The organism is Bradyrhizobium sp. 138 (assembly GCF_023074075.1).
Taxonomy (GTDB): domain Bacteria; phylum Pseudomonadota; class Alphaproteobacteria; order Rhizobiales; family Xanthobacteraceae; genus Bradyrhizobium.
Genome location: NZ_JADPKT010000099.1, coordinates 22,537 through 38,779 on the forward strand (window position 1 = coordinate 22,537; position 16,243 = coordinate 38,779).

The following is a 16,243-nucleotide window of genomic DNA, read 5'->3' on the forward strand; positions in this document are numbered from 1 at the left end:
GTGGCCGCTTCTTCAGCGGCCCTCGAAGGGCGACGGCCCGGCTCTTTCATCCTTCGAGGCGCGCAAATGCGCGCACCTCAGGATGACGAGATTGAGATTGCACAACGGAATTAACCGGAGGATCCCATGAACATCCGCTCCAACCCCGAGAAGACCGTCCCCGCCGTCACCACCGGCCCGCTGCCCTCCTCGCGAAAAATCTTCGCGACCCCCGACGCCGCGCCCGATCTGCGCGTGCCGTTCCGCGAGATCATCCTGTCCGAAGGCGCCGGCGAGCCCAACCTGCCGGTCTATGACACCTCGGGCCCCTACACCGATCCAAGCGTGACCATCGACGTCAACGCCGGCCTGCCCCGCAACCGCAAGCAATGGGTGCTGGAGCGCGGCGGCGTCGAAGAATATGACGGCCGCCAGATCAAGCCGGAGGACAATGGCAACATCTCCACCGACAAGGCCGCGCGCGCGTTCAGCGCCTATCACAAGCCGCTGCGCGGGCTCGACGGCCACAAGATCACCCAGCTCGAATTCGCCCGCGCCGGCATCATCACCAAGGAGATGATCTACGTCGCCGCGCGCGAAAATCTCGGCCGCAAGCAGCAGCTCGAGCGCGCGGAAGCAGCTCTCGCCGACGGCGAGAGCTTTGGCGCCTCGGTCCCCGCCTTCATCACCCCGGAGTTCGTCCGCGACGAGATCGCGCGCGGCCGCGCCATCATCCCCTCCAACATCAACCACAGTGAACTCGAGCCGATGATCATCGGCCGCAACTTCCTCACCAAGATCAATGCCAATATCGGCAACTCGGCAGTGACCTCGTCGGTCGAGGAAGAGGTCGAGAAGATGGTGTGGGCGATCCGCTGGGGCGCCGACACCGTGATGGACCTCTCGACGGGCCGCAACATCCACACCACGCGCGAATGGATTTTGCGCAACTCGCCGGTGCCGATCGGCACCGTTCCCATTTATCAGGCGCTGGAGAAGTGCAACGGCGACCCCGTGCAGCTGACCTGGGAACTCTACAAGGACACCCTGATCGAGCAATGCGAGCAGGGCGTCGACTATTTCACTATCCACGCCGGCGTGCGGTTGCAGTACATCCACCTGACCGCCAACCGCGTCACCGGCATCGTCAGCCGCGGCGGCTCGATCATGGCGAAGTGGTGCCTGGCGCATCACAAGGAGAGTTTTCTCTATACGCATTTCGACGAGATCTGCGACCTCATGCGCAAGTATGACGTCTCGTTCTCGCTCGGCGACGGTCTGCGCCCGGGCTCGATCGCGGATGCCAACGACCGCGCGCAATTCGCGGAGCTGGAGACGCTTGGCGAGCTGACGAAGATTGCGTGGGACAAGGGCTGCCAGGTCATGATCGAAGGCCCCGGCCACGTGCCGATGCACAAGATCAAGATCAACATGGACAAGCAGCTCAAGGAGTGCGGCGAGGCGCCGTTCTACACGCTTGGACCGCTGACCACCGACATCGCGCCGGGCTATGACCACATCACCTCAGGCATCGGCGCCGCCATGATCGGCTGGTTCGGCTGCGCCATGCTCTGCTATGTCACGCCGAAGGAGCATCTCGGCCTGCCCGATCGCAACGACGTCAAGACCGGCGTCATCACCTACAAGATCGCCGCCCACGCCAGCGATCTCGCCAAGGGCCACCCGGCCGCCCAGCTGCGCGACGACGCCCTCTCCCGCGCGAGATTCGACTTCCGCTGGAGCGACCAGTTCAACCTCGGCCTCGACCCCGACACCGCGAAAAACTTCCACGACGAGACCCTGCCGAAGGAAGCCCACAAGGTCGCACATTTCTGCTCGATGTGCGGTCCAAAATTCTGCTCGATGAAGATCACGCAGGACGTGCGGGATTATGCTGCGACGCTGAACGATCCGAACAGCGTCGGCATGTCGATAGCCGGCACCGCCGAAGACGGCATGGCCAGGATGAGCGCGAAGTTCAAGGAGATGGGCGAGAGCTTGTATCTGGATGCGGAGAAGGTGAAGGAGAGTAATCGGGTGCTGTGACGTCATTCTAACTCGGCGTGCTCACTATGCGGTTTGAAGTCCTACCTGGATTACCGCCGTACGGCCCCCCAGCCGTATCGTTCACCGAGAACGGCCCTCGCGAATGGCGCGAGGGCCAAGTTGTTCGCTTCTATCCATCGAATTCGGAACCGTGGATTGGTAATTTTCTTGGTGGATTGACCAAATTCAGTTCGGTTCTGCATCATCCGAATGGAAGCGACGTAATCGTTATCGCGATGGGCGAAGCCGTTGTCGTCGATCCCGAGACACGCACCTTGCGCGACCGTATTGGGGCTCAAATCGAGGAGATCTTTGTTCTCGAAGAAGAGAAGTCCGTTGTGTTTCGCAGCATAGTTGATTTCTGCGCGATCGCTGCGGACAATACCAAATGGCACAGTCCACGAATCTCCTGGGACGGCTTTCGTGGTCTCAAGAGAAGCGGGCTGGAACTATCTGGCGAGGCATGGAGTCCTATCCAGGACGCCTGGGTTCCTTTTCAGCTCGACCTCTCAAACGGGCAATGCCTCAACGCTATTTACCAAGCCGACATGAGCAGAGCGCGTGAGGTTGTCGCGAGACCAATGCCCAAATCTTAGTGATAGCAAGCATAGCCCAGATGAGCGCAGCGGCGTCCGAGGTCTGCCGTCCCACATATCGCTCCGCTCATGCGGGCTACCGCCGTGGATAATTGGCGTGCCCGCCCCCGCTTCCCATCGCCTCCTCGACCAGCTCCGCCCCAACCTCCGCCTCGTCTTCGTCGGCACCGCCGCCTCGACGCGTTCAGCCGAGCTCGGGCACTACTACGCCCATCCCGGCAACCGCTTCTGGCGCGCGATCCATGAGGCCGGGATCACGCCGCGGCGCTATCAGCCAAACGAGTTCGCGGAGTTGATCGCGCTCGGAATCGGCTTCACCGATCTCTGCAAGACGGGCGCGGGGATGGATCACCAGATCGCGGCGGAGACGATCGACGTGCCCGGGTTCAGGGCCAAGATTGAAGAGTATCGGCCGCGGACGATTGCGTTCACGAGCAAGAAGGCGGCGAGCCTGTTTTATGGCAGGCCCTCGAGCGGGATTGCGCTGGGGCGACAGGTGCGCGAAACGAGATTGCCGGAGATTTTTGTGCTGCCGTCGCCATCTGGCGCGGCGTCGGGGAGTTGGACGCTGGAGCCGTGGCGGGAGCTTGCGGCGTGGATTGCTGCGTAAGGTGGGCAAAGGCGCTCTTGCGCCGTGCCCACCATCTCTCCACGCAATCCGGTAGAACGGTGGGCACGGCGCGCGAAGAGCGCGCCTTTGCCCACCCTACGACACTGGCGGCGTGGATCGGCCGCGCTTGGTAGGGTGGGTTAGCTGCGCGGCTGCGCGAAGCGCGGGCCGTGCGGCGTAACCCACCGCTTCTGTCGCAGCGGGCGCTGACGTGGTGGGTTACGCCTTGTGCCGTTCCGTGTTGAAGGACCGCGCTCGTGAGCGGCTAACCCACCCTACAAAGGATCGGCTGCGTGTCGGAATCCGCATCTGTCGTTCGTCCTCAGGGTACAACGTGCAATCAACCGGAAGCCCACATGCCTCCCACCATCACCGCTTTCGAACCCCCGACCGCGGCCGCGGGCAGGCGCGCGACATGCGGGTCCGCTGGGCGTTCGAGGAAGTCGGCCAGCCCTACGACGTTCGCCTCCTCTCGTTCGCGGCGATGAAGGCGCCCGCGCACATTGCGCTGCATCCGTTCGGGCAGATCCCGACCCTTGAAGACGGCGATCTCGCGCTGTTCGAATCCGGGGCGATCGTGCTGCATATCGCCGAGCGGCACGATGGCTTGCTGCCTGACGATGCCAATGCGCGGGCGCGCGCGATCGCGTGGATGTTCGCTGCGCTGAGCACGGTGGAGCCGCCGATCGTCGAGCTCACGATGGCGATGCTGTTCGAGCGCGACAAGAGCTGGTACGCGGAGCGGCTGCCGATGCTGCAGGATCGCGTCCGCACCAGGCTCGGCGAATTGTCGCGCCACATCGATGATGCCGACTGGCTCGACGGCGCCTTCAGCGCCGGCGATCTCATGATGGTGACGGTGCTGCGGCGGCTGAACACGTCAGGCCTGCTCGACGAATATCCTGCGATCGTCGCCTATGTCGCCCGCGGCGAAGCGCGGCCGGCGTTCCGGCGTGCATTCGATGCGCAGCTTGCGGTGTTCAACGCGGCGTCGCGTTCGTAGGGTGGGCAAAGCGACTTGTCCGCCGAAGCTCGAAGAGCGAAGGCGGAATCGTGCCCACGTCTTTCTTGAATACGGAAAGGACTGGTGGGCACGGCGCTTTGCGCCTTTGCCCACCCTACGGCAGCTCGCTTTACCGCATCGTGATCGCAAGCCCGCTCAGATCGGCGTTCGCCATCAAACCGACCTGCGTGCCCGTCAGCTCCAGCACCGCGCCCTTCTGGTTGGTCAGCACGATGGCGCGGGCGCCGGCGCCGACGGCAAGGCCGGCACCTGCGGCACCGTAGACCCCGGCGACGTCCGAGGGACGGTTGATGTTGGAGACGCGGCCGCGCAGCACGGTCTTGGATCCCCCGAACACGAGGCCGTAGTCGAGACCGCCGGTCGCGAGCCCATAGGTGCGGCCGCGGAAGTTGAGCACTCCGCTCCCGCCCGAGCCGCCGATGATCCAGCCCGCCTTGTAGATCGTCAGCGTCACGAAACCGCTGTCGGCCTGCGCCGAAGTCGAGAGCCCGGCCAGGGCGGCAATGGCGACCAGCGCGGCGCGGAAGGTGGAAGCGAGCTTCATGGGGGTCTCCGGGGGCTATTTTTCAGGGGGAATCGAATCAGACGGGGGCGAATCTACCTGATGGATCGGGGCGGCAACATGATGGTGGCGCCATTCTGTCCCTGTTTTGCCCGACGAAGCGAGCGCAATTTCGCTCTTACCGAATCGAATTTCTACTGTGCATGGGGTTGTTTTCGCATTTTTCGGTTTGAGCGCCCCTCGCCTGCCGCTACGCTCCTGGCATCAGCGACCATCTGTCGAGGTGATCCCATGCCGATCCAGCATTTCGCGCCTCCGCCCCATGTCAAAGCGCCGCCGCTGTCGTTTGCGACGCGCGTCGGCGATCTCCTGTTCGTCTCAGGCATTCCCGGCTTCGATGCGAGCGGCGCGCTGCCCGATGGTTTCGAGGCGCAGTTCGCCAACGTCGTCGTCAACATCAAGCGCGTGCTCGGCGAGGCCGGCGCCAGCACAGGCGATCTCGTCAAGGTCAACGTGCTGCTGACCCGTGCCTCGGATGTCGCCGCCATGAACGCGCTCTATGCCGGCGCCTTCGGCCCGCCGCCCTACCCGGCGCGCACCACTTGCGTGGTGCAGGCCCTGCCCGATCCGAAGATGCTGATCGAGATCGAGGCGGTGGCCTCGCTTTCGAAATGAGCCGCGCCTGTGACTTGTCGGGCACGCGGCCAAACCAAATGCTTGAGAAGCAGCTGACATGTCCGTGAACGGCCACTCCCCGGCTTGCCAAGAACCTGCTTTTACCGCACGAATTTTCAGGTCCACGTCCCCACAAGGAGATATTCCATGCGTCGCGTTCTCGCGCTCTGTGCCGTTGCCGGCATCGCTTCTTCCATCTTTGCCGTGCCGGCCTCGGCCAAGGTCGGCTATTACGTGATCCGCTGGGACAACACCGGCATCTGCCAGGTCTGGAACGAGGACCTGCAGTACAAGCCGTTCCAGTTCGGGGTGTCGACCTACAAGGTCGTCAGCAAGCCGCTCCCGACCTTCCAGGCCGCCTCCGACCTCCAGATCAAGCTGCGCACCGAGCGCCGCTGCACGCTCTAGGCTTGACGCGACAAGACGGATTTCAAGGGCGGGTCGCGCAGGCGGCCCGCCTTTTCGTTTTTGCGGGACCTTCGCGTTTCTCAGCCGAAATCAGCCATATCCCGCGCCCGTTCGTTGAACCTGAGCGGCGCGCGGAACTACTCACATCTTGTCCGGCGCGCATTCCGTGGAGCGTCCGGCACCAGCCCTCCCCGCATTGCCGGGAGGCGCATCACATCATTCATTTGAGGAGCTGATCATGCGTCGTATTTCCGTGCTGTGCGCTGCCGCCGGTCTTGCCGTCACTGCGTTCGTCGCTGCGAGCCCTGCACAGGCCAGCTATCACCTGATCCGCTGGCAGGATACCGGCTTCTGCCAGATCTGGGACGAGAGCATCCCGACCACGCCGTGGCCGGCCGGCTATCACCGCGCCAGCCCGAGCGTGCCGACCTTCATCGACGCGCTCGCCGCGAAGGACGCCGCGCTGAAGAGCGGCAGCTGCACCTGGTAAGATTTCGATCGGCGGACGAAGAGCCGGGCAAGGACGCAAGCGTCCTTGCCCGGTCGTTCTTTTGCCCGGATCTCGTAGCCCGGATGAGCGAAGCGATATCCGGGACCGACCTATCCTCCGATCAACCTTCCTCCGCACGCTCACCGAAAGTATCCCCGCCTTCGCCGACCTCACCGGCCCAATCCTCCGGCAGCAATCCCGCCCGCACGTAGCGGTGAAACGACGAATGCGGCCAATCGCCAACACGCCGAACGTAACCATGCTTGACAGGGTTGAAGTGAATGTAGTCGACATGACGAGCGAAGTCGTCTTCGTCGCGGATCGTGTGCTCCCAATAGCGCCGCTGCCATAGCGCCAGTTCTCCGTTGGAGTGGCGGGCTATGTCGACACCGGCATGAAGCAAAGCACTGCTGAAATGCCCCTTGATCCTTCGCCAGCGTCCCGCGAAGTCAGCGTCATCCAGCGGAAGTAACATGACGACATGCAGATGATCCGGAAGGATCACGACGGCGCCGATCTCAAACGGACGCTCCTTGCGAGCCGTTCGGAAGGCGCGGCGCAAGGCGTCGATATTTTCAATAAGAAGGCTCGATCGTCGATCGAAAAGCGTCACGGTAAAAAAGTAAGTGCCGCCGGGAAGAAAGTTTCTGCGGTACAGAACCATGGGCTAAACCTGTCCCGGATGTCGCTTCGCTCATCCGGGCTACAAGATAGCACATGAAGCCTCACGCGTCCTTGTGCGCGCCGGGATGGATCAGGACGTCGCGTGCGGCGGCGAGGTCGATGAAGGCTTGCGCGCTGCCGCCGTGGTCGGGATGCATGCCCTTAGCGGCGCGGCGATAGGCCCGGTTGATGTCCTCGCAGGTGAGCTGCACCGCGAGCGGCAGGCCGAGCATCTTGCGGGCGCGATCCTCGCTGGACAGCTTCTTCGGCGCAGCATTGCGGCGGCCGAAGCGCGGCGCGGTCAGATCGTGGACCACCTCGAGCACCACACCGAGACGGCGCTGGGCCGCCTGCGTCACGCCGTGATCGTCATTGCCCGCGGCCTGCCGCAGCACCGGAAGCGCCTGCTCGGCGGCCTGGCGCAACATGGTATCCGTGCTCATCCGCGCGATCTCGGCCACGAGCCGGCCCGCCTCGGCGAAGTCGGCTGACGGCCCCGACCGCAGCCGTTCAAGGGCGAGTTTCCAAGAGTCGAGCCGTTCCATCATGCGCGCAACGTTTAGCAATCAAGATCAGTATGCCAAGGCTGCCGTTTCCGACCCCTTAATTTCGAGTTAGCGTTTCGTGAAACTTCGAAAAGAAATCGGGAGGAATATGTCATGGCACTGCTTGCAAACCACATCGCCGTCGTCACCGGCGCGGGTTCCGGCATCGGCCGCGCGATCGCCGCCGGCTATGCCCGCGAGGGCGCGCAAGTCGTGCTGCTCGACGTCAATTCCGACACCGTCGCGGACGCCGCCGAGGAGATCCGCAAAGCGGGCGGCAAGGCCGAGAGTTTTGCGCTCGACGTGACCCGTCGCGAGGATTGCTTCGCGCTGGCCGGCCGCGTCGCGGACAAGGTCGGGCAGGTCTCGATCCTCGTGAACAATGCCGGCATCACCCGCCGCAACGCCTTCACCGCGGAGACCGAGACGGTGGCGAAGGACTGGAACGACATCATCTCGCTCAACCTCAACGGCGTCTTCAACATGACGCAGGCCTTCCTTGGCCCCTTGCGCGCGAGCAAAGGCCGCATCGTCAATATCGGCTCGATCCAGTCCTTCGTGCATCTGCGCACGCCGAGCTCGGCGGCCTACACCACCTCGAAGCACGGCGTGCTCGGCTTCACCAAGGCGCTCGCGGTCGAGCTCGGCAAGGAAGGCGTGCGCGTCAACGCGATCGGGCCGGGCTTCATCGAGACCAACATCAACGCCAAGGTGCGCGCCACCAATCCGGCGCTGGTGCAGGCCTTCGTCGATCACACCCCACTGGCGCGCACCGGCAAGCCCGAGGACATCGTGGGACCCGCGATCTTCCTCGCGTCCGATCTGTCGGCCTTTGTCACGGGAACCATCGTGATGGTGGACGGCGGCTATCGGACGGTGTGAGGACACATCACTCAGCGCGCACCAATCGCGGCAGCTTCGCGGCATTCCTGGGGTTATCTGGTGCGCGGCCCCGCGGTTAATCCTTCATTAACCAAACCCGATCACCGTAGATCTACGGCTTGGGGGTCGTTTGTTCTCGATCCGCTTCCAACGATGGAAGCGGGCGTTGATCGGGGAGTGTATTGATGACCACTGTTCATGTCGCCGCGTCCGAGTCGGGCGCACAATTTCTTTCTCCCGACCAGATCGTTCCGCTGCTGATCGGCGCGACTGTCGACGAGGTCGAGCGCGAGCTCGTGCTGCAGACGCTGGCGCGCTGCGACGGCAACCGCACGCGCGCCTCGCGCGTGCTCGGCCTGTCGGTGCGCACGCTGCGCAACAAGATCAGGATCTATGCCGCCTCCGGCATCGAAGTGCCTGCCTATCAGGATTAGCGCGCGGCTCCGTGTCGATTGATGTTGACCGACCCGACGCGAAACGCGGGCGGAATTGCTGCTGTCGTCAAACGCCGCTAAGTAGCTTGCTTCCGTGAGAGGGAGCAGTGGCGTGGCAGACGATCAGGGACGACGGCAGGGAGCTCAGGGACCGCGCGGGCGGCAGGGCGAGCCCGGACGGCCGGGGCCGCAGGGTCACCCGGGCCGGCGTGGGCCGGACGGCGCGCGCGGCAAGCCGGGGCCGCAGGGCAAGCCGGGACCGATCGGAAAGGCCGGACCGCAAGGCAAGCCCGGTCCGCAAGGCAAACAGGGCGAGGCCGGCCCGCGCGGGGCGATTGGCGCGCAGGGGCCTGTCGGACCACAGGGGCCAGCAGGACCGCAAGGTGCGCGCGGCGAGGCCGGGCCGCCCGGTCAGCTGCCATCGATCGAGCAGGTGCTGCCATGGCTCGATCAATTGTTCGACGCGTGGGCCGAGCGCCGCCGCCAACGCGAGCGCGAAGCCGCCGAGCGCGAAGCGCTGGAGGCCGCCGTGCAGGAGCCCGATGAGGCCATCATCGACGGCGAAAGCAACGACGGCGAAGGCGACGAGCACAAGAAAAAGAAAAAGAAGAAGCGCGGCCAGAAGCACTAGCCAACAGTCTATTTCGGCCGATCCTCGCGTCGCGGTAGCATGCCCATGCGCTCGAACTGCCAGCGCATGGCGCGGTACCAGAGATAGCCGACCGCCGCGCCGCAGAGAGCGAGGATGATCATGTTCACGCTCGAGAACGAGCCGCTCCACCACATCATCCAGGCGGTCCACAGCACCGTCAGGGTAACGGCGCCTGCTTTCAAAGGAAGAAGGGGGCGGCTCATGATCTTGCTCCGGGCTGTCAAAACCCCGGCGAACATCATTGCGCGCCAAGAGGCCTTTTTCCGTGAGCCAGATCACGCAATGGTCTTCGACGATCGCTAACCGAAGCGCAGCCGCGAACGCTCCCTCGCCTTTTCCGCCTCGATCTCGCGGTCGCGCGCCGGCGCATGGGTGTGCAGCGAAGTCAGGAGCTTTCGCGCGGCCTCCGAGACCTCCGCCACCGCACGGTCGAACGCCGCCTCGTTGCCCTGCGACGGCTTGTTGAAACCGGACAATTTTCGCACGAACTGGAGTGCGCTGGCGTGGATCTCATCCTCCGTTGCCGGCGGCTCGAAGTTGAACAGCGTCTTGATGTTGCGGCACATGCAGGCTCTCTCCGGATGTTTCCTTGAAGACGGTCGGCGGAGCTGAAATCCTACATCCTTTCTCCGCACTTCTGCTAAGTTCCGCCGCAACGCGGCCGCCGACCATGAGCCGCAATGGGGAGAGAAACATGAAGGTGCTTTGCGCGGCGCTGTCGACCGTCCTGTTGTCCGTTTCGATGTCGGCCACGGCTGCCGACTATCCTGCCCCCAAACAAGGCGACTGGATCGCCAGGGATTTCAAGTTCCACACCGGTGAGACCATGCCGGAGCTGAAGCTGCACTACACCACAATCGGTGAGCCCACCGGCCAACCGGTGCTGGTGCTGCATGGCACCGGCGGCTCGGGCGCCAGCATGCTGGGGCCTGCCTTCGGTGGTGAGCTGTTCGGCGCGGGGCAGCCGCTCGACGCCTCCAAATATTACATCATCATTCCCGACAATATCGGCCACGGCAAATCGTCGAAGCCCTCCGACGGGATGAAGACGAGCTTCCCGAAATACAATTACGACGACATGGTCGAGGCGCAGCATCGCCTGGTGACGGAAGGCCTCGGCGTCAAGCATCTGCGGCTCGTCATCGGCAATTCGATGGGCGGCATGCACACCTGGCTGTGGGGTGAGAAATATCCGAAGGCGATGGATGCGCTGATCCCGATGGCCTCGCAGCCGACCGAAATGGCGTCGCGCAACTGGATGCTGCGGCGGATCATGCTCGACACCATCCGCAACGACCCCGACTACAACGGCGGCAACTACACCAGCCAGCCGCGCATGATGAAATATGCCATCACCGCCTACGGCATCGCGAGCATCGGCGGCACGCTGGCCTATCAATCGCAGGCGCCGACCGCGGCGAAGGCCGACAAGATCGTCGACGACCGGCTGGCGACGCCGATCACGGCGGATACCAACGACTTCGTCTATCAGTGGGAATCCTCGCACGACTACAATGCCGGCGAGAAGCTGGAGGCGATCGAAGCCTCGCTGCTGCTGATCAATTCCGCCGACGACGAGCGCAACCCGCCCGAGACCGGTATTACCGACGCTGCGATGAAGCGGGTCAGGAACGGCCGCCTGTTCCTGATCCCCGCGAGCACCGAGACTCGCGGCCACGGCACCACCGGCAATGCGAAATTCTACAGCGAGCAGGTGCGGCAGTTACTGGAGACTACGCCTCAGCGCGCGATGTAGATCGCCGTGCGCGCCGTCATATCGCAACGCATCATGTGCGGCGCTCCGGCGCCGCATATTATTTGAGCATGCAATGCGCTGACAGCTCGGGCTTAATCGCATCAACGATACGAATCGACGCGCGGGACAATCGCGCGCCACAGGCACGACACGCGACGAGGAGGACGCATGCACAGGCTCGCACTGTGCGTTTGGCTGGCCGCGATGACGGCGCTGACGAGCGCCGCATTCGCGTTCGACAACGGGCAATACGATCACGTCCCGCCCGACATCCGCGCCTGGTTCAAGAGCGTGATCGCGCCGAACGGCGTGCCCTGCTGCGACATCTCCGACGGCCATCGCACCGATTACGACGTGCGCAGCGGCGCCTATTGGGTGCCGATCGAGGGGCAATGGATGGAGGTTCCCGAACGCGCGATCATCCGCGGCCAGGGCAATCCGGTCGGCCGGGCCGTGGTCTGGTACGTTCACCACCGCGGCGCCATCATCATCAGCTGCTTCGTGCCGGCCGATGCGGTGTGACGCGTCTTGATCGATTCCATTGGCTGGCGGCGGCACGATCGGGTAGCTTGCCGCCAAGCTGATGCGGAGGCACGCCGTTGACCGATCTTTGCGCCGAAGACCTCGCCACCATCTATGCCAAGCCGAGCCCGCGTGTGATCGCGAAAGCGCGCCCGGCGATCGATGCGCATGCGAAGAAGTTCATCGAGATGTCGCCGTTCTGCGTGCTCGCGACATCGGGCGCGGACGGCAGCGTCGATGCCTCGCCACGCGGCGGCGGCATCGGCTTCGTTCACGTCGCCAATCCCAACCAGCTATTGATGCCTGACCGCTCCGGCAACAACCGGATCGACAGTTTCCGCAACGTCGTCGAAGGCTCGGGCTTCGTGCATCTCTTGTTCTTCGTGCCGGGGATCGACGAGACGCTGCGCGTCGGCGGACGCGGCACGCTGTCGGCCGATCCGGATCTGCTCGCTTCCATGGTGGAATTCGGCAAGCCGCCGCGTGCGGTGCTGAACGTCGCGGTCAGCGAAGTCTATTTCCACTGCGGCAAGGCGCTGATGCGCTCGAAGCTGTGGTCATCGGACAAGGTGCAGCGCTCGGTGATGCCGAGCATCGTCGAGGTCATTCACGACCAGACAGGCCTTGGCGAACCGGCAAGCCAGGCGACCGTGGAAGAGCTCTACAAGACGCAGCTGTAGGCTCGGAGCGTTCGCCGCTCGATCAGACCGTCATGCCCGGGCTTGTCCCGGACATCCACGTCTTTGTCGTGCAGCTACGCGGGGATGGCCGGGTCAAGCCCGGCCATAACGAATGGAGGGAGCCGGGCCGGAGCTTAGTGCCCCTCGCCCTCAAGCCCGCCGACATGCTTCTGGGTGTAGAGCTCGAGGCCAATGCGGCCGATCAGATCGAGCTGGGTTTCGAGGAAGTCGATGTGGTGCTCCTCATCGCTCATCAGCTTCTCGAACAGGTCGCGCGTGACGTAGTCCTTGGCGCCATGGCAGTAGGTCGCCGCTTCCTGGTAGAGCGCCCGCGCGCTCATCTCGGCGGCGAGATCGCACTCGATGATCTCCTTGACGTTCTGGCCGATGCGCAGGGGATCGAGCACCTGCATGTTCGGGAAGCCGTCGAAGAACAGGATGCGCGCGGTGAGCTTGTCGGCATGCTCCATCTCCTCGATGGACTCCTTGCGCCAGACCTTGGCCATGTCGAGGAGGCCCCAATTGTCGAGGAAGCGGTAGTGCAGCCAGTACTGGTTGATCGCAGTCAGCTCGTGACGCAGCGCCTTGTTGAGATAGTCGATGACTTTTGCGTCGCCCTGCATGGTTCACTCCAGCTCTTGCAGTCCAAATCGGCCCTAAACCGAGTTTAGAACGCTTCTAAATCAGTTTGCGCGCGAGGGCAACCAGCTACGGAGACGCAGCCGGGGAAAAGCTCAGCCGATCGTATGGAGATTTCAGCAGGCCGCGAGGGCGAACTGAGCGGGCTCGGCCGTCTCGTCATTGGCGGCCACGGTGTGGCTGTGCGGGCAGCCGGCACAGCAGGACTGGGCGCAGGGGCCAAGGGCTTCGTCGATGATGGTCTTGATCGTCCGCGCGCATCGGCCACATTCGGCGCTACAGCCGAGACATCCATAGACCTGCTTGGCATGGCGCACGGCGTCGTCGGACTCGGCGAGGGCGGCGCGGATGTCGTCATCGCTCAGCACGTTACAGGAACAAACGATCATGGAAGCGGCAGGCCCTTCGGTGATGCACCATCATCGATATTTAACGGGCCGGCCGGATGCAAAAGGAAAAAGCGGTATTTGAAGCTATTCCAAACTGGCCCAATGACAGCCTAGAACGGCTCTAAAATCGAGCGTTGCGCTGGATCAAGATGAGAGCGGATTAGTCGCCGCCGCCTCCGCTACCGTCGCCGCCGCCGCCTCCGCAATCCCCGCCGCTACTGCCGCTATCACTGCTGGAACAGCTGCCGCCGTCGCTTGAGCTCCCCGAACCTCCGCTGGAAAACCAGCTCCCCAGCGAGAAGCCGTCGCTCGTCCCGGAATAGCTGTCGCCGCCACTCCCGCCATCGCTGCCGGCTGTAGCGCGGGTGCGCCGGCCGCGGTTCTGGAGATGTGTGATCAAGCCGTAGCCGATCGCGAAAACGATTCCGGCAGCAATCAGTGCATTGACCATCGCGTTGCCCATCATCGCCTCCCTGGCAGAGCCGCGCTCCATATTAATTGGTCGCGTCCGGCAAAGGTGCCGTTCATTGATCATTCAAGCGAAATATGGAACTCTGCTCCCAAACAGTTCCCGCGTGTTTGTGTGAAAGGTCAGCCCGCATGAAAAAGTCCCTCCTGGCAATCGCTGCCGTCGTCACCCTGGCCCTGACGGCCGGGACGCCGGCCCATGCCCAGCGCGGAGTCGCTGCCGGCGTTGCGGCCGGGATCATCGGCGGCGCCATTGTCGGCGGCGCACTGGCCTCTCCGTATTACTACGGACCCGGCCCGGGCTATTACGAACCCGGCTATTACCCGCCCCGCTACTACGCGCCGGGTCCGGGGTATGTCTCCGACGGCTATTACGGTGGCGGCTGCGTCTGGCAGAAGCAACGCTTCTGGGACGGCTACGGCTGGCGCGTCCGCCGTGTCAGGGTCTGCGGCTGAAGGCGTCGCGGCTGGTTCGCCTGGACCGGTTCATTACGGACGCGCCGTTCATCTCGGGGCCCGAAAAAGACCGCTTTTTCTCGTCACAGCTCCGTGTGCGTTTACCGTGGATTGACCAATTGCGCGCTTCCTAGCTGCACGGCCAATTCCACCAGCGTGTGCGTGAACCTTTGAAACCCGGGCGCCTCTAACAAGAGGAACCCATCTCCCAGGAGAGCCCTGAGCATGAAGAAGACTCTTGTTGCCGCCCTCACGGTTGCGACGGTCGCCGGTTCGCTGGTGACCGCCACCCCGTCCGCCAAAGCCGGTGACGGCGTCGGCGCCGGTATCGCGGCCGGCCTGATCGGCGGCGCGATCGTCGGCGGCGCCATCGCGTCGAGCCGCCCCGCCTACGGCGGTCCGGTTTACGTGGCCGAGCCCGGCCCGCCGCCCCCGCCCTGCTACTGGCAGCGCCAGCGCTATTGGGACGGCTACGGCTGGGTCGTTCGCCCGGTCCGCGTCTGCTACTGATCTGATCGCACGGCGCTCGTCAGCGCCGCGATCGAAGCCCGGCCGAGACCATCGGCCGGGCTTTTTCTTTTGCCCCTGCGCTATCGCGCCGCCTGGATCGAGCGCAGCACCTCTTCGCTGGGCCAGCAATCAACCTTGAGGCCGGCCGATTTCTGATAGGCGCCGAGCGCCGCTCGCGTCAGCATGCCGGCCTTGCCGTCGATCTTGTCCTTGTAGAGCCCGACGCGGGTGAGACCGCGCTGCATGGTCTCGACATCCCTGGTGCGCAATTGCTTGGAGGCCGTCCAGGGCGTTGCGAACGGAAGCGGGCTCGTCATGCGGTCGCTGAGATGGCCGACGAACAGCACATAGAGGTCGGAGAAATTGTATTCCTTGATGACGAAGTAGTTCTTCGTGGTCAGGAACGACGGGCCGTAGATGCCTTCCGGCTGAAGCAGCGAAGCAGGCTGCGCCTGCTCCGTGGCGTTCAGGCGTTGGCCGCGCACCGGCACAAACCCCTCGCGCAGCCACTGGCCGATCGGCTTCGTCACCTCCGGTACGCCCGTCGTGCAATCGACCTTGGCCGGCGCCTGCACCTCGTAGGCCCAGCGCACGCCGCTCTGCCAGCCCTTGTTGACGAGCTGCTGCGCGGCGGAAGCCAGCGCATCGGGTACGGAATGCCAGATGTCGATGCGGTCGTCGCCGTCGAAGTCGACGCCGTGCTTGTAATATTCCGACGGCAGGAACTGCGTCAGCCCGGTGGCGCCCGCCCAGGACGAGCGCATGTCCTTGCGCATCACGACGCCCTCGCCCAGGATCTTGAGGGCGAGGATGAACTCGTTGCGGTACTGGTCCTTGCGTCGCCCGACATAGGCCTGCGTCGCCAGCACACGGACGAGATCGTAAGGCAGCGTGTAGCGGCCATAGTCTGTCTCACGGCCCCAGATCGCGAGCATCACGGTTGCCGGCACGCCGGACTTCTTCTCGATCTCGCTCAGCGCGGCGCGATATTTCTCCAGCAGCCGCTGTCCCTCGCCCGCCAGCCGCGAGATCGAGGCTTCCTTGACGTAATCGGCCGGCACCTGCACGAACTCGGCCTGCGACGGCGCGCCGGTTGCGGGCCGTCCGGGCAGGATCAGGTCGGGCAGCTTGTAATCAGGCTCGAGCCCACGCGTCTGCTCGTCGAACGTCTTGCGCGAGACGCCTTCAGCCTGTGCCTCCGGCCAGAGCGAGGCGATGAACTGCGTGAAGGCCGCATCGGCCGAATAAACCGGAGTGGGCACGAGCAACGTGAGGAACAGAGCGGACATTACGGCCCGCAAACTCGATCGGTTCAGT

23 protein-coding genes and 1 pseudogene are annotated in these 16,243 nt (G+C 64.0%); 15 read left to right on the forward strand and 9 right to left on the reverse strand.

The genetic code is table 11. The features are described from left to right. Nucleotides 1–126 precede the first annotated feature (126 nt). The 4 genes and pseudogenes from thiC (at nucleotide 127) to IVA79_RS35490 (ending at nucleotide 4,234) form a co-directional block, all read left to right on the forward strand. Entirely contained in the window at nucleotides 127–2,025 is a 1,899-nt protein-coding gene (gene thiC / locus IVA79_RS35475; protein WP_247561819.1) for a phosphomethylpyrimidine synthase ThiC, read from the forward strand. Nucleotides 2,026–2,051: 26 nt separating this feature from the next. Continuing rightward, complete coding sequence (locus tag IVA79_RS35480; protein WP_247561820.1) at nucleotides 2,052–2,621, forward strand: hypothetical protein; 570 nt, start codon at nucleotides 2,052–2,054, stop codon at nucleotides 2,619–2,621. Nucleotides 2,622–2,718: 97 nt separating this feature from the next. Beyond that, nucleotides 2,719–3,231, forward strand: coding sequence for a mismatch-specific DNA-glycosylase (locus IVA79_RS35485; protein WP_247561822.1), 513 nt, complete (start codon nucleotides 2,719–2,721; stop codon nucleotides 3,229–3,231). 356 nt (nucleotides 3,232–3,587) lie between these two features. Continuing rightward, nucleotides 3,588–4,234 (forward strand): annotated as a pseudogene (locus IVA79_RS35490) (glutathione S-transferase family protein). A 130-nt stretch (nucleotides 4,235–4,364) separates the two neighbouring features. On the opposite strand, the gene IVA79_RS35495 reads toward IVA79_RS35490, so the two are convergent. Further along, entirely contained in the window at nucleotides 4,365–4,799 is a 435-nt protein-coding gene (locus tag IVA79_RS35495) for a hypothetical protein (RefSeq protein WP_247561823.1), read from the reverse strand. A 249-nt stretch (nucleotides 4,800–5,048) separates the two neighbouring features. Here IVA79_RS35495 and IVA79_RS35500 point away from each other — a divergent pair, with 249 nt between their 5' ends. The 3 genes from IVA79_RS35500 to IVA79_RS35510 all read left to right on the forward strand — a co-directional run bounded on the left by IVA79_RS35500 (nucleotide 5,049) and on the right by IVA79_RS35510 (nucleotide 6,330). Further along, the gene (locus tag IVA79_RS35500; protein WP_247561824.1) at nucleotides 5,049–5,432 is read left to right on the forward strand and encodes a RidA family protein; all 384 of its coding nucleotides are present in this window, start codon (nucleotides 5,049–5,051) and stop codon (nucleotides 5,430–5,432) included. Nucleotides 5,433–5,579: 147 nt separating this feature from the next. After that, nucleotides 5,580–5,840 carry a hypothetical protein gene (locus tag IVA79_RS35505; protein ID WP_247561825.1) on the forward strand — a complete coding sequence of 87 codons (261 nt, stop codon included), beginning with the start codon at nucleotides 5,580–5,582 and terminating at the stop codon, nucleotides 5,838–5,840. 238 nt (nucleotides 5,841–6,078) lie between these two features. Next, on the forward strand, nucleotides 6,079–6,330 hold the full coding sequence (locus tag IVA79_RS35510; RefSeq protein WP_247561832.1) for a hypothetical protein: 252 nt from the start codon (nucleotides 6,079–6,081) through the stop codon (nucleotides 6,328–6,330). Nucleotides 6,331–6,451: 121 nt separating this feature from the next. On the opposite strand, the gene IVA79_RS35515 is transcribed toward IVA79_RS35510, so the two are convergent. Together IVA79_RS35515 and IVA79_RS35520 are read right to left on the reverse strand one after the other, a co-directional pair. Continuing rightward, on the reverse strand, nucleotides 6,452–6,994 hold the full coding sequence (locus IVA79_RS35515) for a transposase (protein ID WP_247561833.1): 543 nt from the start codon (nucleotides 6,992–6,994) through the stop codon (nucleotides 6,452–6,454). A 61-nt stretch (nucleotides 6,995–7,055) separates the two neighbouring features. Beyond that, on the reverse strand, nucleotides 7,056–7,541 hold the full coding sequence (locus IVA79_RS35520) for a J domain-containing protein (protein WP_247561834.1): 486 nt from the start codon (nucleotides 7,539–7,541) through the stop codon (nucleotides 7,056–7,058). Between the two features lie 111 nt (nucleotides 7,542–7,652). On the opposite strand from IVA79_RS35520, the gene IVA79_RS35525 reads away from it, so the two are divergent. The 3 genes from IVA79_RS35525 (at nucleotide 7,653) to IVA79_RS35535 (ending at nucleotide 9,485) form a co-directional block, all read left to right on the forward strand. Then, nucleotides 7,653–8,420, forward strand: coding sequence for an SDR family oxidoreductase (locus tag IVA79_RS35525; protein ID WP_247561836.1), 768 nt, complete (start codon nucleotides 7,653–7,655; stop codon nucleotides 8,418–8,420). A 185-nt stretch (nucleotides 8,421–8,605) separates the two neighbouring features. Then, nucleotides 8,606–8,854 (forward strand): helix-turn-helix domain-containing protein, encoded by a 249-nt coding sequence (locus IVA79_RS35530; RefSeq protein WP_247561838.1) that lies wholly within the window; start codon nucleotides 8,606–8,608, stop codon nucleotides 8,852–8,854. A gap of 112 nt (nucleotides 8,855–8,966) precedes the next feature. After that, the gene (locus IVA79_RS35535; protein ID WP_247561839.1) at nucleotides 8,967–9,485 is read left to right on the forward strand and encodes a collagen-like protein; all 519 of its coding nucleotides are present in this window, start codon (nucleotides 8,967–8,969) and stop codon (nucleotides 9,483–9,485) included. A gap of 8 nt (nucleotides 9,486–9,493) precedes the next feature. On the opposite strand, the gene IVA79_RS35540 is transcribed toward IVA79_RS35535, so the two are convergent. Further along, nucleotides 9,494–9,709, reverse strand: a complete 216-nt coding sequence (locus tag IVA79_RS35540; protein WP_247561841.1) for a hypothetical protein — start codon at nucleotides 9,707–9,709, stop codon at nucleotides 9,494–9,496. A 96-nt stretch (nucleotides 9,710–9,805) separates the two neighbouring features. After that, nucleotides 9,806–10,072, reverse strand: a complete 267-nt coding sequence (locus IVA79_RS35545; RefSeq protein ID WP_247561843.1) for a DUF2277 domain-containing protein — start codon at nucleotides 10,070–10,072, stop codon at nucleotides 9,806–9,808. 128 nt (nucleotides 10,073–10,200) lie between these two features. On the opposite strand from IVA79_RS35545, the gene IVA79_RS35550 reads away from it, so the two are divergent. The 3 genes from IVA79_RS35550 to IVA79_RS35560 all read left to right on the forward strand — a co-directional run bounded on the left by IVA79_RS35550 (nucleotide 10,201) and on the right by IVA79_RS35560 (nucleotide 12,464). Continuing rightward, nucleotides 10,201–11,262: an alpha/beta fold hydrolase gene (locus tag IVA79_RS35550; RefSeq protein ID WP_247561845.1), complete on the forward strand. Its 1,062-nt coding sequence runs from the start codon at nucleotides 10,201–10,203 to the stop codon at nucleotides 11,260–11,262. Nucleotides 11,263–11,430: 168 nt separating this feature from the next. After that, nucleotides 11,431–11,784, forward strand: a complete 354-nt coding sequence (locus tag IVA79_RS35555) for a hypothetical protein (RefSeq protein ID WP_247561846.1) — start codon at nucleotides 11,431–11,433, stop codon at nucleotides 11,782–11,784. Nucleotides 11,785–11,861: 77 nt separating this feature from the next. Beyond that, nucleotides 11,862–12,464, forward strand: coding sequence for an MSMEG_1061 family FMN-dependent PPOX-type flavoprotein (locus tag IVA79_RS35560; RefSeq protein WP_247561847.1), 603 nt, complete (start codon nucleotides 11,862–11,864; stop codon nucleotides 12,462–12,464). Nucleotides 12,465–12,598: 134 nt separating this feature from the next. Here the strand turns inward: IVA79_RS35560 and bfr are convergent, their stop codons facing one another. The 3 genes from bfr to IVA79_RS35575 all read right to left on the reverse strand — a co-directional run bounded on the left by bfr (nucleotide 12,599) and on the right by IVA79_RS35575 (nucleotide 13,958). Next, nucleotides 12,599–13,087: a bacterioferritin gene (gene bfr / locus IVA79_RS35565; protein WP_008556076.1), complete on the reverse strand. Its 489-nt coding sequence runs from the start codon at nucleotides 13,085–13,087 to the stop codon at nucleotides 12,599–12,601. A 132-nt stretch (nucleotides 13,088–13,219) separates the two neighbouring features. Beyond that, nucleotides 13,220–13,492 carry a (2Fe-2S)-binding protein gene (locus IVA79_RS35570; RefSeq protein WP_247561848.1) on the reverse strand — a complete coding sequence of 91 codons (273 nt, stop codon included), beginning with the start codon at nucleotides 13,490–13,492 and terminating at the stop codon, nucleotides 13,220–13,222. 160 nt (nucleotides 13,493–13,652) lie between these two features. Then, nucleotides 13,653–13,958 (reverse strand): hypothetical protein, encoded by a 306-nt coding sequence (locus IVA79_RS35575; protein WP_247561849.1) that lies wholly within the window; start codon nucleotides 13,956–13,958, stop codon nucleotides 13,653–13,655. A gap of 134 nt (nucleotides 13,959–14,092) precedes the next feature. Between IVA79_RS35575 and IVA79_RS35580 the strand changes: the two genes are divergently transcribed. Both IVA79_RS35580 and IVA79_RS35585 read left to right on the forward strand, forming a co-directional pair. Then, on the forward strand, nucleotides 14,093–14,416 hold the full coding sequence (locus IVA79_RS35580) for a hypothetical protein (protein ID WP_247561851.1): 324 nt from the start codon (nucleotides 14,093–14,095) through the stop codon (nucleotides 14,414–14,416). A 225-nt stretch (nucleotides 14,417–14,641) separates the two neighbouring features. Beyond that, complete coding sequence (locus IVA79_RS35585) at nucleotides 14,642–14,926, forward strand: hypothetical protein (RefSeq protein ID WP_235544215.1); 285 nt, start codon at nucleotides 14,642–14,644, stop codon at nucleotides 14,924–14,926. An 80-nt stretch (nucleotides 14,927–15,006) separates the two neighbouring features. Here the strand turns inward: IVA79_RS35585 and IVA79_RS35590 are convergent, their stop codons facing one another. Further along, nucleotides 15,007–16,215, reverse strand: coding sequence for a lytic murein transglycosylase (locus IVA79_RS35590; protein WP_247561852.1), 1,209 nt, complete (start codon nucleotides 16,213–16,215; stop codon nucleotides 15,007–15,009). Nucleotides 16,216–16,243: the final 28 nt, after the last annotated feature.

Coding starts and splice junctions, on each gene's coding strand:
- thiC (WP_247561819.1), top strand. CDS start 127: ATGAACATCCGCTCCAACCCCGAGAAGACCGTCCCCGCCGTCACCACC.
- IVA79_RS35480 (WP_247561820.1), top strand. CDS start 2,052: ATGCGGTTTGAAGTCCTACCTGGATTACCGCCGTACGGCCCCCCAGCC.
- IVA79_RS35495 (WP_247561823.1), bottom strand. CDS start 4,799: ATGAAGCTCGCTTCCACCTTCCGCGCCGCGCTGGTCGCCATTGCCGCC.
- IVA79_RS35500 (WP_247561824.1), top strand. CDS start 5,049: ATGCCGATCCAGCATTTCGCGCCTCCGCCCCATGTCAAAGCGCCGCCG.
- IVA79_RS35505 (WP_247561825.1), top strand. CDS start 5,580: ATGCGTCGCGTTCTCGCGCTCTGTGCCGTTGCCGGCATCGCTTCTTCC.
- IVA79_RS35510 (WP_247561832.1), top strand. CDS start 6,079: ATGCGTCGTATTTCCGTGCTGTGCGCTGCCGCCGGTCTTGCCGTCACT.
- IVA79_RS35515 (WP_247561833.1), bottom strand. CDS start 6,994: ATGGTTCTGTACCGCAGAAACTTTCTTCCCGGCGGCACTTACTTTTTT.
- IVA79_RS35520 (WP_247561834.1), bottom strand. CDS start 7,541: ATGATGGAACGGCTCGACTCTTGGAAACTCGCCCTTGAACGGCTGCGG.
- IVA79_RS35525 (WP_247561836.1), top strand. CDS start 7,653: ATGGCACTGCTTGCAAACCACATCGCCGTCGTCACCGGCGCGGGTTCC.
- IVA79_RS35530 (WP_247561838.1), top strand. CDS start 8,606: ATGACCACTGTTCATGTCGCCGCGTCCGAGTCGGGCGCACAATTTCTT.
- IVA79_RS35540 (WP_247561841.1), bottom strand. CDS start 9,709: ATGAGCCGCCCCCTTCTTCCTTTGAAAGCAGGCGCCGTTACCCTGACG.
- IVA79_RS35545 (WP_247561843.1), bottom strand. CDS start 10,072: ATGTGCCGCAACATCAAGACGCTGTTCAACTTCGAGCCGCCGGCAACG.
- IVA79_RS35550 (WP_247561845.1), top strand. CDS start 10,201: ATGAAGGTGCTTTGCGCGGCGCTGTCGACCGTCCTGTTGTCCGTTTCG.
- IVA79_RS35555 (WP_247561846.1), top strand. CDS start 11,431: ATGCACAGGCTCGCACTGTGCGTTTGGCTGGCCGCGATGACGGCGCTG.
- bfr (WP_008556076.1), bottom strand. CDS start 13,087: ATGCAGGGCGACGCAAAAGTCATCGACTATCTCAACAAGGCGCTGCGT.
- IVA79_RS35570 (WP_247561848.1), bottom strand. CDS start 13,492: ATGATCGTTTGTTCCTGTAACGTGCTGAGCGATGACGACATCCGCGCC.
- IVA79_RS35575 (WP_247561849.1), bottom strand. CDS start 13,958: ATGATGGGCAACGCGATGGTCAATGCACTGATTGCTGCCGGAATCGTT.
- IVA79_RS35580 (WP_247561851.1), top strand. CDS start 14,093: ATGAAAAAGTCCCTCCTGGCAATCGCTGCCGTCGTCACCCTGGCCCTG.
- IVA79_RS35585 (WP_235544215.1), top strand. CDS start 14,642: ATGAAGAAGACTCTTGTTGCCGCCCTCACGGTTGCGACGGTCGCCGGT.
- IVA79_RS35590 (WP_247561852.1), bottom strand. CDS start 16,215: ATGTCCGCTCTGTTCCTCACGTTGCTCGTGCCCACTCCGGTTTATTCG.